A 12494-nucleotide genomic window follows, 5' to 3' on the forward strand; every position below is an offset into this window, starting at 1 on the left:
ATAAGCTCGCGCCGTGGTCATCGCGTTCTTCCTGGCGGTCTTCCTCGTCTCCTGCTGCGTGTTCTTCTACGGCCTGCTGATCAAGGGCGTGGATCGCTACGAGCCGGAGCCGTGGTGGCTGCTGATGATCTGCTTCTTCTGGGGCGCCCTGGGAGCCACCTTCTTCTCGCTCATCTTCAACACCATCGGTGGCGCCGTGATCTCTTCGGCGGTCGGCACCGCCACCGCGGATCAGGCGGCCGTGGCTCGCGGCGCGACGGCGTCCTTCGTGGCCCCCCTGGTAGAAGAGTCCTTCAAAGGCTGTTTCCTGCTCGTGGTGTGGGGCGCCTCCTCCTTGTGGCTCAAGGAGCTCGATGGCGCTCTCGACGGCGCCATCTACGGCGGCTGCATCGGGCTCGGCTTCACGCTCACGGAAGACGTGCTGTACATCATGAACGGCACCGCGCAGATGGGAGCGGCCGGGTTCATTCTGCTGTTCTTCATCCGCACCATCCTCGGCGGTCTCGGGCACGCGACCTTCACCAGCATGACCGGCATCGGCGTGGGCGTGGCGTCGGAGTCCAGAAACATACTGGTGAAGATCATCGCTCCCATAGGCGGCTGGAGCGCCGCGGTGGGGCTCCACTTCCTGCACAACTTCCTGGTCAGCTTCTTGGGCACCGCGGGCGTGCTCTTGAAGTTCGCCGTGTTCCTCACCTTCGCGGTGTTGTTCTTCGTGCTGCTGTACATCTTGGCGTTCCGCGATCGCGCCATCGTCATGCGCGGCCTCGCCGACGAGGTCGGTGTGCTGCTCCATCCCAAGGAGTTCAAGCTCACCACCAGCGGCACCATGCTCATCCCGCTGGTGAACATGTTCGCCCTGATGGGCAGCCCCAAGGGCTACATGTCCGCCCGCAAGAAGCAGCTCTTGTTCGCCGATCTCGCGTTCCTCAAGAACCGCTTGCGCCGTGGAGAGAGCGGTGCCGGCTTGACGCGCAAGATCGAGGAAGTGAAGCGGGAGCTTTCCAGCCTGAATCAGCAGGGCGTGTTCGTGGGCAAGCAATAGCTTGTCGGCCCGCCGCGGAAACGTCGCGGCGCGCGGGGCGGATGGGGTCGTCGGGCGTCCCCGGGCAGCGTAGGACGGAGCGATGAAACGCCGAGCCGACGTGGGTGGCGCACATCGCGAGCCGGAAGCCCGTGTTCGTGGATCCCGAAGGCGTGGGCTGGAACACCAGCGTGAGCTTCGACGCGCCCCTCGGACGCTACCTGCTGATGACCGAGCACAGCGAGTCGTTCAAGGGCAACCTGGGCCTGTTCGAGGCGCCCACGCCTGGGGACCCTGGTACACGGTGAGCTACCAGAGCGGCTTCGGCTCTCCCCCGGCAGTGCCCCAGAACGCGTTCTTCTGGAACTTCTCCAACAAGTGGCTCAGCGCCGACGGCAAGGACTTCGTGCTGGTCTTCTCCGGCATCGGAGACAACGACTCCTGGAACACGGTCCAGGGCTCGTTCACCACGAACTGACGGCTACTTGCAGCTGACCGTCGCCGTGGCCACGCCGAACTGTACATCGCCGCCGCAGCGGCTGGCGCAGCCCGCGAGCAGGAAGGCGTCGCTGGAGCTGGGGTCGTTCTGGGTGCACCACGCGCGACACGCCACGTGCCGTGCTTCCAGACGATCCCCGCCTGTGCCCGTCGCCAGCTTGCCTTCGCGGGTGAGCTGGGCGCTGCAGTCCTTTCCGCCCCCGCCGGACGCGCAGGCCAAGAGCACGGCGACGAGCGCGATCAACCCGGCGACGGCCGTGCGGCTCACAGACATTCCGTCCTCAGCGTGGCAGCGCCGGAGCGGGTCTGGGCGTCGCAGCGCGATTGGCACGCCTTCACCTCGCGCTGCAGGTGGATCGTGATGATCGAATCGGGCTTGGCGGGAGAGCTCGGGTTGTCTCGCTTCCACTGATCGAAGGCGGCCTTCACCGTGGGGTCGCCGAACTGACAGTAGGCAATGCACGCCCCAATCACCGAGCTCTCCCGCGCCTTGGCCTTGTCGCTGTGGGTGCCCAGGGAGCTATAGCGCTCGCTGCCCACTTGCACCGAGCTCACGCACTTCTGCTTGGGCCCGCTCTTGCACGCGAGCAGCGCGCCGACCACGAGAACCAGGGCAATACGGCTCATCTTGGCCGTTATTGCAGAATGAAGGGCGCTCGCGCGACCCTTTTGTGAGCCGCGGAGCGCGCACGTCGTCGAAGATCAGGCGCGGCCGATCACGTTGCGCGCGATCACCAGGCGCTGCACCTGGCTCGTGCCTTCGTAGATCTGCAGCACCTTGGCGTCGCGCATCAGCTTCTCCACGGGGTAGTCCCGCACGTAGCCGTTGCCGCCGAAGACCTGCACAGCGTCGATGGCCGTCTGCATGGCGCGGTCCGCGCCGAAGGCCTTGGCGTAGCTCGACACGATCGGGTCGCGAACGCCGTTGTCCAGGTTCCAGGCGGCCTTTTGGTACAAGAGGCGCGTCGCTTCCACGCCGATGGCCATGTCCGCCAAGATCGCCTGGATCATCTGGTGCTCGGCGATGGCCACGCCGAAGGCCTTGCGCTCCTTGGCGTAGGCCACGCTCTCGTCCAGCGCGCGCTGCATCAAGCCGGTGGCCAGGGCGCCGATGTCCGGCCGCGTCTGGTTGAAGGTTTCCATGGCGAGCTTGAAGCCCTGGCCCTCCGGCGCGAGGAGATTCTCCTTCGACACCTTCACGTCTTCCAGGTGCACCACGGCGGTGTCGCTCGCCCGCTGGCCGAGCTTGTCCTCGTGCTTGCCGACGCGCAGGCCGGGCGTGTCGCGATCCACGATGAAGGCCGCGATGCCCTTGTGCCGCTTGGCCGTGTCGCTGGTGGCGAAGATCACGTAGAAGCTCGCCAGCGTCGCGTTGGTGATCCAGCTCTTTTCGCCGTTCAGCACGAAGTCGTCGCCGTGCTGGGTGAAGCGCGTGCGGAGGCCCGCGACGTCGCTGCCGCCGCTGGGCTCGGTGGTGGCGTAGCTCGCGAACAGCGGCTCCGCGGTCAGCATGCCCAGGTACTTCTTCTTCTGCTCCTCGTTGCCTGCGAGCTTGATGGGGGTGAGGGCCAGGGTGTTGGCCAGCATGCTGGTGGTGATGCCGGTGCAACCGTAGGCGAGCTGCTCGGTGATGAGCGCGTTCTCGAGCTCCCCCATGCCGGGCCCGCCGTACTCCGACGGCACCGAGGTGTTCACGAAGCCGAGGGCGTGGGCCGCTTCGAACACTTCTTTGGGGAACTTGCTCTCGCGGTCACACTCCGCAGCGACCGGGATGATGCGCTCCTTGCTGAAGCGCATCGCCATATCGATCAATGCCTTTTGCTCTTCCGAGAGGCCGAAGTCGAGCATGGCTCACTCCTTTGCGCGCTTCTTCATGCGCGCGTGCTCGGCGCGCACGGCGCGCGCGCCCATCATGTAACCAATGATCAGCCCCAGCATGATCATGCCAGGGATGTAGATCATGTGCTCCAGGGTCATGGCTCAGTCGTCGCCGGCTTCGGCCTTTTCGGCGCGGTCCAAAGACTTTTCCAAGTCTCCGATACGCGTGGCGAGACGTTGTCCGCGCCGCCACGACAAAACCAAAAATCCCATCAAGATGGCCCACATCACGATGTAGGCCGCGACCAGGAGGCTGCCGGCGCTGGCGGTGTCGCTGCCGCCTTGAACCGGCTTGAACTCCTGCGCGCGCTCCTCCGGCGTGGCCGGGGTGCCCTGAGGTGGGGCGTTCTGAGCGAGGCGCAGGCCGGGGCCGAGGCCGGGGTCGTCGTGGAGCGCTTGCGGGGTCTGCATGGATCAGACTTCCTCCGTGGCACCCAGGGACACGGCGCGCTCCTCGGCGCGGCTGAGCCGCGCGTCGAGCCACAGGAGCCGTGCTCGGGACCAGAGAAACAATGCGGCGAGCAGCGTCATCGCGATGAAGCCGCCGAGCAGCGCCAGCTTCATGTCCGGGTGACCGAGGCCACCGCCGCCTTTGGTGATCACGGTGGGGTGGTTGCCGCCCCACTTTCGGACCGAGTAGTGGATGATGGGTAGGTTGACGGTGCCCAAGATGCCGAGGGCCGCGGCGAACTTGCGTTCTGCCTCGCCGTCACCGGAGAACGCTCGCAGTACCACGATGGCGGCGTACACCAGCATGCTGAGCAGCGAAGTGGTGAGCCGGGGATCCCAGACCCAGTAGACGCCCCAGGCCTTCTTGGCCCAAAGCGGACCACTGGTCAGCACCATGATGCCGAACATCGCGGCGCACTCGGCTCCGGCGCGGGCCCAGGCGTTCCAGCCGTCGTTCAGCTTGAGCAGGTAGCCCGCGCTGGCGATGAAGCAAATCACGCCGGAGAGGTACATGCCGTAGGCGGCGGGGACGTGGAAGTAGAAGATCTTCTGGGCGATGCCACCCGCTTCCGGCTGCGCCACCGGCACGCGGAAGAACACGAAGGCGATGAGAGCGATGAACGTCGCGGTGGTGGCGGCCGCGAGCACGTTGAAAAATGTGTTCTTCCGGTCCATGGGACGAGCGGAACGCTAGTGTGTGGTGGGCCCCCAGACAAGGCCGAGGCGTCATGTTCCTGCGCTTTGCCGGCTACACGTCGCAGCTGGCCAGGGCCAGGAGCGCGGCGATGCGGGCGCGGACCAACTCGAACTCCTTGATGGCGGTGTCGATCTCGGCCTCCCGCAGGCGCCGGGCGGAGTCCACCAGGTCGAAGCTCGAGCCTTGCCCGGCGGCGAAGGCGATGCGCGACAGGCGTGCGCTCTGGCGGGCGATCTCCCGGCTCTTCTCGCTGACGCCCAGGTTGGCCTTGGCCACGTCCACGGCGCGGGTCGCTTGCACGACCTCGATGCGCACCTGGCGCTTGGCGTCGGATAGATCCGTTTGGGCCAGCCGCCGCTGCGCCTCGGCGGTGGCCTTGTTGCCGTAGCGCAGGCCACCGTCGTAGAGCTGCCAGCTGAGCACGCCGCCGATGGTCCAGGTCACCGGCTTGCCGTTCGCACTGAAGCGCTCGTTGCTGGTCCAGTTCAGGTTGGACACGAAGTCGAGGGTGGGGGCGTAGTCCCAGCTTTCGGCCTTCACGTTGCGCTCGGCTAGGTCCAGGCGGGAGCGCGCTGCGCGGACGTCGGCCCGAGTGTCCGGTGAGCCCACGGGCTTGCACACCGCGCGGGCGTCGGAGGCGAGGGTATTGATGCGCACCGACGGGTCCACGCCCCACGGGTCGGAGAAGCCGAGGGCCAGGCCCAGGGCCTCGCGAGCGCGGCGCACGCTCTCGTCGGCGCTCACCACCTGCGCGCGGGTGAGGCTGACCTCTTGCTCGGCCCGGAGCACGTCCACGGCGCTGGCGGAGCCCAGCCGGGCCCGCTTCTTGTTGAGATCCAAGGTGGAGAGCGTCGACTTGAGGGACACGCGGCTGATCTCCGCAACGCGCTCCGCGGTGATCACGCTCACGATGCTTTCCGCCACTGCTCCGAGCACCACACGCTGCGCGTCCGACGCGCTCAGGCGGGCGGCCTCACCGCTCTGCTTGGCGGTGCCGTGGTCGTACCAGGCCTTGGGCGCGAACACCGGCACGCGCAGCGCGAGGCCGGCGTTCCAGGTGGTGAGGGGATCTGGGATGGTGCCCTGACGGATGCCCGACGAGCTGAAGATCACGCCGTCGCCCGTGAGCAGGTGACGCTGCACCTGCGCCGTGCCCGTGAGGGTGGGCAGCGCCCGCGCCAGCGCTTGGCGCGCCTGGCCGCTGGCCAACGCGATCTGCGCGGCAGCCCGCTGCAAGTTGGTGTTGTTGCCGCGCACCAGCTTCAGCGCCTCGCGCCACGAGTGCAGCTCGTGGCTGGGCGTGGGCAGCGGCTTCAGCATGGGGTCGTCGACCTCCGGGAGCTTGGGCTCGCCGGTGGGCTCCGGTACCGCGACGGGCTTGTCGGCATCCGGCGGTTCGGGCGCGGGCTGCGCGTTGGCGGTGGTCGCGGCGAAGGCGATCAGGGCAACGGAGGCGAGGGCTCGTGTTCGGACCATTGCCGCGAGATAGTGCCGTGAGCCCTGCCTGCAAAGGGCAAAGGGTCTCCAATACCTCGCCGTTTCACGTCCAGCGCGCGAGCAGCTCTTCGACCTCGGGCACCGAGAGCCGCGGCGCGAGCAGCGCTCGAGCCTCCGCCTCGCGGCCGAGGCGGACCAGCGCGTGCGCCAGAGAAGCGGCGATTTCCACGTCCGACGGCAGGCTGCGGTGCGCCTGATTGAGGTAGCGCAGGGCGTCTTTTGGGCGGTTCAGGCCGGCGTCCAACAGGTGGCCGACGTTGTGGGCGTACTCCGCGCAGTGGGGCGCCAGCGCCAGAGCGCGCCGGTAGGCCGACAGCGAGGAGCGGGCGTGACCGAGGAGCGCCAGGCACAGCCCGAGCACCGCCCAAGCGCGGTCGCTCTCGCCGTCCGCCAACAGACGCCGCACGATGAGCGCGGCGCGCCAGGGGTCGGCCTCGACCAGCTGCTCCGCGAGCTCCTGACACGCGAAGCGCCAGGGCAGGGAGCCGGGCTCGGCGCGCTGCATGAGCTTGTTCAGCATCGGCACCAGATCCCGAGCCGGAAGTCCGTTTTCGAGCGCCCAGCTCGCATCCCGCACGAGACGATCCGTCTCCGCTTCGGCACTGCTCTCGATGGGCTGGTCCTCGTTCTTCACGGGGCGAACGCTAGCGTAGCAGAGAAAATCACGAGCGCGGACGAGCTTCTTCGGCCATCGCCTGCTTGCCGCCGAGGGTGGCGCCGTTCAACGCGTCGATGGCCTTGTCGAGCAGCTCTCTTGGCACGCGTACGAAAGAGTGACGGTGACGCACGTTGACGGTGCTTGCAGCATCCGGACCAAGCTCTGCCAAGAGCTCGTGAAAATCCTCGGGGCTGATGCCGTCACGCTTGCCCACGTTCACGTAGACTTCCGCCACATCGCCGCCTTCCACCGGCGCTTCGGGCTCCATCGAGGAGACCTCGTAGGACGGCAGGTCGTCGTCGAAGGAGTCCCGCCGCTGGCGCGTTCGGCGCGGGCGCTCGGCGCCGCGCGGGCGGTCTTCGCGCGGGCGGTCTTCGCGCGGGCGGTCTTCGCGCGGGCGGTCCTCGCGCGGGCGGTCTTCGCGGGCGCGGCGCGTCGGCTCCGGCGCTTCCGGCGTGCGCGCGCGGCGTGCCGGGGCTTGTCGCACCGGTTCCGGCGCTCGGGCGCGGCGCGCCGCGGTCGCTTCTTCCACGGCCTCGGGCCGTGCCCCCAGGTGATCCCGCAATAGGTTCGCTACGATCTCCTCGCCCAGCTCGTGGCTCATCAGCCGCCGCGCCAACGCGCGGTCGTCCGGGTGAATGCGCCGAGCGGCGAACAGATCGGCGAACATCTGCACCAGGTCCGTTTGCGCGCGGGTCTGCAGCTCGCGATCCGTCGGCAGCTGTCGCTCGATGGGCTTCAGCTTGTAGGTGAGCCGCAGGTAATAAAGATTTCCGATGTCACTCGGCGTGATGAGCGAGATGGCCGTCCCAGTGCGTCCGGCGCGACCGGTGCGGCCGGTGCGGTGCACGTAGTTCTCTGCGGACTCCGGGAAGTCGTGATTGATCACGTGGGTGAGGTGAGAGATGTCGATGCCGCGGGCGGCGACGTCCGTGGCCACCAAGAAGCGCAGCTCGCTGTTGCGCGTGGCCGCCATCACCTTTTCTCGATCGTTCTGGGGCAGGTCCGCGTTGAGCCAGTCTGCGGCAAACCCCTGCTGCTGGAGCACGGCGGCGACGCGCTTGGTTTCGTCCCGCGTGTTGCAGAAGACGATGGCGCTCTCGGGATCCTCCGTTTCGATGATCTTCAAGAGCTCCCCGGCCTTGTCGCCGAAGCTCATGTACACGAAGTGGTCGATTTCCAGCGCGCCGACGTGATCCCCGCTCAAGGTGATGAACTCGGGGTTCTTCAGGCGGGTCTCCGCCATGCGCTGGATGTCCGGCGGCAGGGTGGCGCTGAACAAGAGCGTCTGGCGTCCGTCCGGCAGGAACGAGAGGATGTCGGTGATCTGCGGCAGAAAGCCCATCGACAGCATCTCGTCGGACTCGTCCAGGATGAAGATGCGAATGGACGTTGGATCCAGAGTTCCGCGGCGCAGATGGTCGAGCACTCGACCGGGGGTTCCCACCACCACCTGCGCGCCCGCTTCGAGCTGCGCCACCTGGCGGGGCATGGGAGCGCCGCCGTACACGGCCACGATGCTCACGTCGACGTGCTTGCTCAGGGCGTCCAGCTCCCGGGTGACTTGCAACGCCAGCTCCCGCGTCGGACACAGGATGAGGGCCTGCACCGCGCTCGCGTCCTTCTTGACCAGGGCGTCGACGATGGGCAGCCCGAAGGCTGCGGTCTTGCCAGTTCCGGTGCGCGCCTGCACCACGAGATCGCGACCTCGCGAGGCGGGCTCGAACACCGCGCGCTGCACCGGAGTGGGGTGGACGTAGCCGAGATCGTCGACGGCTTGGCGCACCTCCTTGGACAAGCGAAGACTGTCGAAAGTGGGCGGGGCCTCGTGCTCGGCGGGATTCATCGTCATGGTCGTCTTTTCGAAAGCGGGGCGGAGCTTAGCGGTTTTCGCCGCTCAGGTGCTGCTCCAGGGCGTGCATTTGTCGGCGACGCCGCGCCAGGTCGAGCGCCTCGATGCGGGCGGAGTGCTCCTCGGCGTAGCGGTATTGGTCCACTTCCCGCAGCGCGCGCAGCGCCGCCGGATCGCCACTACAGGCCTGATCCAGTGCGTCGCGTTGGGCCCACTCGGGGTCCAGGGCGCCTCGGAACTGGCTCACCGCCGCCCGCTCGCCGCCCACCTCTGCCGCCGCCACGCCGCGAGCGCGGCGCACGGCGTGGATCAGCTTCACGATGCTCGGGCGACAGCTGACGTTTTCCTCGGAACGCGGCGAAAACCAGACCTGCACGATGATCTCGGTGGCGCAGGTGATGGTGAAGCCGCCGACCACCAGCGCAAACAGGGCGATGCCCAGGCGGCGGCCCAGGCGTTCGCCACGGGTGAGGGGAGGGGTCGGCATCTCAGCCGCCCGGATTACCCCCGGCCCCGGGGCCGCGTCAAACGCGCTCGGGTGATTGACCTGAGGCACCCTGGCACAATACCTTTCAAGAAACTTTGAAAACTCCGAACAGCCCCCTCTCCCTGCCTGAAGCAGTGGACGCCCTGGTCCGTACGACGGACGCTGTGACCGTGCCCGCGCGCCTCGAGCAGCGTCTGACGGATGTGCAAGCCGCACTGGCCGGTGACTTGACGAAAGTCGAGACGGCCCTGCGTGGTGCCGCCCGGGAAGGGCCGAGCCCCGGCGTGGATGCGGCGCGACACCTGGTGGAAAACGGTGGCAAGCGCGTGCGTCCCTTGGCGCTGTTGCTCAGCGCGGCGTGCTTCGGTCCCATCACCGATGCCGCGCGGGAGCTGGCGGTGGTGGTGGAGCTCGTGCACTCCGCGACGCTGCTGCACGACGACGTCATCGACGACGGCGACGAGCGCCGCGGCGCCGAGACTGCACGCCGCGTGTGGGGCAACGCTGTCAGCGTGCTCGGTGGCGACCTGCTCTTGGTGCACGCTCTCGAGCGCACCTCGCGGGCCGCGCCCGCCGTGCTGCCGTCCCTGATCGAGACGCTCCGGCGTTTGGTCGACGGCGAAATCGTGCAGCTCCGCGGCCGCACCTCGCTGGATGCTTCGGAAGCGACCTACGAGCGCGTGTTGCGGGACAAGACCGCGTCCCTGTTCGGCTTCGCCACGCGCACCGGCGCGCTCATCGCCGGCGCCCCCGCCGACGCGCAGGAGAAGATGGAGCAATTCGGCGAGCGCCTCGGCGTCGCCTTTCAGCTGGTGGACGACCTGCTCGACTACGCCAGCCCCGACACCGGCAAGACGCCGCTGGCGGATCTGCGAGAGGGCAAGCTCACGCTGCCCCTGGTGCTCGCCGCTGCCCGTTCTCCGGAGCTGCTCGAGCCGTTGGCCCGCATCCACGCCGGGGATTTGTCGCCGGTGGAGCACGTGAGCCGCGCGGTGATCGAGTCGGGGGTGTGCGACGTCGTGCGTGAGCGCGCCGCCAAGACCACCGCCAGCGCACTGGACGCGCTTCGGGCCCTCGCGCCCGGGCCGGCCCGCACGCTGCTCGAGGGCGTCGCCCAGGAGCTCGCGGCACGGGCCGCCTGACGCCGTCGTGAACGCCGCCGCCAAGAAGCCCCCGCGACGCGGCTTGTGGCAGAGCGAGCTCATCGTCACCGATCTCATCGGCCGGCTGATCGAGTTCTGGGGCTTCAAGCGCAACATGGGGCGCATCTGGGCGGTGCTGTATCTCTCGCCGGAGCCCATGAGCGCGCGGGACTTGCAGGACACGCTCAAGCTCTCGAGCGGCGCCGTGAGCATGACGCTGAACGAGCTCTTGCGCTGGGGTGTCGTCAAGAAGGTGTGGTCTCCGGGGCAGCGCCGCGACTACTTCGCCGCCGAGGTCCAGCTCTGGAAGATGATCTCGCGTGTGATGGCCGAACGCGAAGGCGGCGAGATCTCCGCTGCCATCGACGCCTGCGAGGAAGCCCTCACGTCCCTCGAGGAGCACCTTCGCTCCGACGACGAAAAGACTCGGGAGCGCGCCAAGCTCCAGCAGGTGCGCATCACTGCGCTGCTCGGCCTCGCCAAGCTCGGCAAGCAACTCCTGGACGCCCTCTTGAACACCGCCAAGCTGGACGCCGAGCCGCTGTCGCGCATCGAGCTCTCCAAGTAGATCCATTTGTTGGTCCGCCGCGGAACCGCGCGGCGCGCCGCGCCGAGGTCGGGGAGCAGCGGGCAAGGGGGGGATGAGCTCGCGTGCCTCGAGGCCGAGCCGAGCTTCGCCCGGTGCGCGCCGCGCGCTGCGCGCGCGCACCGCTGCGTGCGGAGTTCGATCGCGTCATCGGCACGCTGGTGCGGCTCGTCGAGCGGAGTGCTTGGAGCGGTGAAGATCCAAACACAATCAAGCCTATGACTTGAGCTTGCGGATGTGGGTGAGGTAGTCGTCCACGCTGCGGAACGCGCCGATGGGCAGGGGCTTGTTGCTGCCCATCACCGTCTTCATCTGCTGCGGATCGAAGTGGTTGCCGATGTTCATGTTGCGCGTGGCCGACATGCCGGCGGACGGCTCCGCCAGCGATGCCGGAGGCGTGCCGCCGTAGCACTCGAGGTACCACTCGACGGGTGCGGCAGGCGGCTCGGTGAGGGACGCGTCGAGCTCCGCCGGATCCACCGGATCGACGCCCAGCACCTTGGCGAGGTCCGCGACCAGGTACGCCGGCAGCCATTCCGACAGGCCCGTGCGCCACACCAGCACGAAGGGCGGCAGCGCCGAGAGCGAAAGCGAGGCGCGGAGCGCCGCCAAGCTCGTGGGCTTGGGGGAGCCGTCGAGATCGGCCCAGAACCAGCTTTCGTCCGCCATCAGTTCAGCGTCTTCTTGTCGGTGCTGATGGGCGGCTCCACGAAGGTGGCGGTGATCTCGCGGGTGAGGGCGACGCGGATTTCGTGGGCCACCGCGTCCACCGTGCCGGCCAGGCGTTCCACGTTGCGCTGATAGACGAACAGGCGCGCCGTGGGCAGCTGGCCGCCGCCGTCCGAGGCAATGCCGTCGAGCAGCAACAGCGCGCGGGGATCGACGCCGTCGACCACGACCTCGACGCCGGGGACGTCGCACACGTACACCTCGCCGGGGCGTAGGAACGTCTTCAGCTCCGGTGGGAGCTCGTCCACGACCGCTTCCGCCGTCATGCGGAAGGTGTCCCGGGTGAGCGACCAGGTCGGCATCGGCAGCGCCAGGTCGAGATCTCGAGAGCGCAGGAACGCTTCCGTCGCGGCCGCCGTGTCGCCCTTCTCGTCCTTCAAGAGCCCGAGGTAGTACCAAGCTTCGGGGTTGTCGGGGTGCGTCTTCACGGCGGCGTCGATCAGCGGCAGCGCCCGACCGAGATCTCCGACCTCGTACAGCGCCCGTGCCACCAAGAACCCATGGTTCGGATTGTCGAAGGGTCCATCCGGGAACTGGCGGCACACCGCCTTGGCTTCTTCGAAGTCGCCCTTGCCGAGCAGCGCGTCGAACTTCAGCAGCAAAGCGTCCACCATCTCGTCGTCGGACTCCGCGAGGTCGAGCGCCTGCTCGCACATGTCTACCGCTTCGTCGAACTCGCCGAGCGGATGGATGTACACCTCGGCCGCGTTCAGCATCGCCTCGAGGTAGGTGTCGTCGAGGGCGATGGCCTGGCGGTAGTGCTCGATGGCCTCGTCGAAGTCCCCTTGCAGGGCCGCGCAGTAGCCGAGGAGGTTGTAGGCCTCCGGCGATTGGCTATCGAGCTCCAGGGCGCGGCGGGCCGACAGCTCGGCACCGCGGGAATCCCCGCGTTGAACGAGATCCCAGCCGCGGTCCAAATGCGCGGAAAACTGATCCATGACCGCGCACTACTGGTCCCGGCCGGCCGTGCCGTCAAGCACCGGCGGTCAGGCACCC

General features: G+C 68.0%; 16 protein-coding genes. 5 read left to right on the forward strand and 11 right to left on the reverse strand.

What is annotated here, in order from left to right; translation table 11 throughout:
- Nucleotides 1-13: 13 nt before the first annotated feature.
- From H6717_26340 to H6717_26350, 3 genes are all read left to right on the forward strand, one after another.
- Nucleotides 14-1045, forward strand: coding sequence for a PrsW family intramembrane metalloprotease (locus tag H6717_26340; protein ID MCB9580578.1), 1032 nt, complete (start codon nt 14-16; stop codon nt 1043-1045).
- A gap of 104 nt (nt 1046-1149) precedes the next feature.
- Nucleotides 1150-1332 (forward strand): hypothetical protein, encoded by a 183-nt coding sequence (locus tag H6717_26345; GenBank protein ID MCB9580579.1) that lies wholly within the window; start codon nt 1150-1152, stop codon nt 1330-1332.
- Nucleotides 1329-1502, forward strand: coding sequence for a hypothetical protein (locus H6717_26350; GenBank protein MCB9580580.1), 174 nt, complete (start codon nt 1329-1331; stop codon nt 1500-1502). Before H6717_26345 ends, H6717_26350 begins: the two co-directional genes overlap by 4 nt.
- Before the next feature lie 3 nt (nt 1503-1505).
- Here H6717_26350 and H6717_26355 read toward each other — a convergent pair whose 3' ends face one another.
- From H6717_26355 to H6717_26395, 9 genes are all read right to left on the reverse strand, one after another.
- Entirely contained in the window at nt 1506-1796 is a 291-nt protein-coding gene (locus H6717_26355) for a hypothetical protein (GenBank protein ID MCB9580581.1), read from the reverse strand.
- Entirely contained in the window at nt 1787-2149 is a 363-nt protein-coding gene (locus H6717_26360) for a hypothetical protein (GenBank protein MCB9580582.1), read from the reverse strand. Before H6717_26360 ends, H6717_26355 begins: the two co-directional genes overlap by 10 nt.
- A gap of 75 nt (nt 2150-2224) precedes the next feature.
- Nucleotides 2225-3370 (reverse strand): acyl-CoA dehydrogenase family protein, encoded by a 1146-nt coding sequence (locus tag H6717_26365; protein ID MCB9580583.1) that lies wholly within the window; start codon nt 3368-3370, stop codon nt 2225-2227.
- Between the two features lie 132 nt (nt 3371-3502).
- Nucleotides 3503-3811, reverse strand: a complete 309-nt coding sequence (locus H6717_26370; GenBank protein MCB9580584.1) for a CcmD family protein — start codon at nt 3809-3811, stop codon at nt 3503-3505.
- A 3-nt stretch (nt 3812-3814) separates the two neighbouring features.
- Nucleotides 3815-4525 carry a cytochrome c biogenesis protein CcsA gene (gene ccsA / locus H6717_26375; protein ID MCB9580585.1) on the reverse strand — a complete coding sequence of 237 codons (711 nt, stop codon included), beginning with the start codon at nt 4523-4525 and terminating at the stop codon, nt 3815-3817.
- A gap of 73 nt (nt 4526-4598) precedes the next feature.
- Nucleotides 4599-6023, reverse strand: a complete 1425-nt coding sequence (locus H6717_26380) for a TolC family protein (protein MCB9580586.1) — start codon at nt 6021-6023, stop codon at nt 4599-4601.
- Between the two features lie 64 nt (nt 6024-6087).
- Entirely contained in the window at nt 6088-6678 is a 591-nt protein-coding gene (locus H6717_26385; protein ID MCB9580587.1) for a tetratricopeptide repeat protein, read from the reverse strand.
- 28 nt (nt 6679-6706) lie between these two features.
- Entirely contained in the window at nt 6707-8554 is a 1848-nt protein-coding gene (locus H6717_26390) for a DEAD/DEAH box helicase (GenBank protein ID MCB9580588.1), read from the reverse strand.
- Between the two features lie 28 nt (nt 8555-8582).
- Nucleotides 8583-9041 (reverse strand): hypothetical protein, encoded by a 459-nt coding sequence (locus H6717_26395; protein MCB9580589.1) that lies wholly within the window; start codon nt 9039-9041, stop codon nt 8583-8585.
- A gap of 134 nt (nt 9042-9175) precedes the next feature.
- On the opposite strand from H6717_26395, the gene H6717_26400 reads away from it, so the two are divergent.
- Complete coding sequence (locus tag H6717_26400) at nt 9176-10183, forward strand: polyprenyl synthetase family protein (GenBank protein ID MCB9580590.1); 1008 nt, start codon at nt 9176-9178, stop codon at nt 10181-10183.
- 7 nt (nt 10184-10190) lie between these two features.
- Entirely contained in the window at nt 10191-10751 is a 561-nt protein-coding gene (locus H6717_26405; protein MCB9580591.1) for a hypothetical protein, read from the forward strand.
- Nucleotides 10752-10985: 234 nt separating this feature from the next.
- Here the strand turns inward: H6717_26405 and H6717_26410 are convergent, their stop codons facing one another.
- Both H6717_26410 and H6717_26415 read right to left on the reverse strand, forming a co-directional pair.
- Nucleotides 10986-11438, reverse strand: coding sequence for a DUF4339 domain-containing protein (locus H6717_26410; GenBank protein ID MCB9580592.1), 453 nt, complete (start codon nt 11436-11438; stop codon nt 10986-10988).
- Nucleotides 11438-12436 carry a tetratricopeptide repeat protein gene (locus H6717_26415; protein ID MCB9580593.1) on the reverse strand — a complete coding sequence of 333 codons (999 nt, stop codon included), beginning with the start codon at nt 12434-12436 and terminating at the stop codon, nt 11438-11440. Before H6717_26415 ends, H6717_26410 begins: the two co-directional genes overlap by 1 nt.
- Nucleotides 12437-12494 lie beyond the last annotated feature (58 nt).

Source organism: Polyangiaceae bacterium (assembly GCA_020633235.1).
Lineage (GTDB): Bacteria > Myxococcota_A > Polyangia > Polyangiales > Polyangiaceae > JACKEA01.

What these genes read in the sequence shown, in the direction of transcription:
- H6717_26365 (MCB9580583.1), bottom strand. Translation starts at nt 3,370, where the DNA reads ATGCTCGACTTCGGCCTCTCGGAAGAGCAAAAGGCATTGATCGATATG.
- H6717_26415 (MCB9580593.1), bottom strand. Translation starts at nt 12,436, where the DNA reads ATGGATCAGTTTTCCGCGCATTTGGACCGCGGCTGGGATCTCGTTCAA.
- H6717_26360 (MCB9580582.1), bottom strand. Translation starts at nt 2,149, where the DNA reads ATGAGCCGTATTGCCCTGGTTCTCGTGGTCGGCGCGCTGCTCGCGTGC.
- ccsA (MCB9580585.1), bottom strand. Translation starts at nt 4,525, where the DNA reads ATGGACCGGAAGAACACATTTTTCAACGTGCTCGCGGCCGCCACCACC.
- H6717_26355 (MCB9580581.1), bottom strand. Translation starts at nt 1,796, where the DNA reads ATGTCTGTGAGCCGCACGGCCGTCGCCGGGTTGATCGCGCTCGTCGCC.
- H6717_26380 (MCB9580586.1), bottom strand. Translation starts at nt 6,023, where the DNA reads ATGGTCCGAACACGAGCCCTCGCCTCCGTTGCCCTGATCGCCTTCGCC.
- H6717_26370 (MCB9580584.1), bottom strand. Translation starts at nt 3,811, where the DNA reads ATGCAGACCCCGCAAGCGCTCCACGACGACCCCGGCCTCGGCCCCGGC.
- H6717_26390 (MCB9580588.1), bottom strand. Translation starts at nt 8,554, where the DNA reads ATGACGATGAATCCCGCCGAGCACGAGGCCCCGCCCACTTTCGACAGT.
- H6717_26410 (MCB9580592.1), bottom strand. Translation starts at nt 11,438, where the DNA reads ATGGCGGACGAAAGCTGGTTCTGGGCCGATCTCGACGGCTCCCCCAAG.
- H6717_26395 (MCB9580589.1), bottom strand. Translation starts at nt 9,041, where the DNA reads ATGCCGACCCCTCCCCTCACCCGTGGCGAACGCCTGGGCCGCCGCCTG.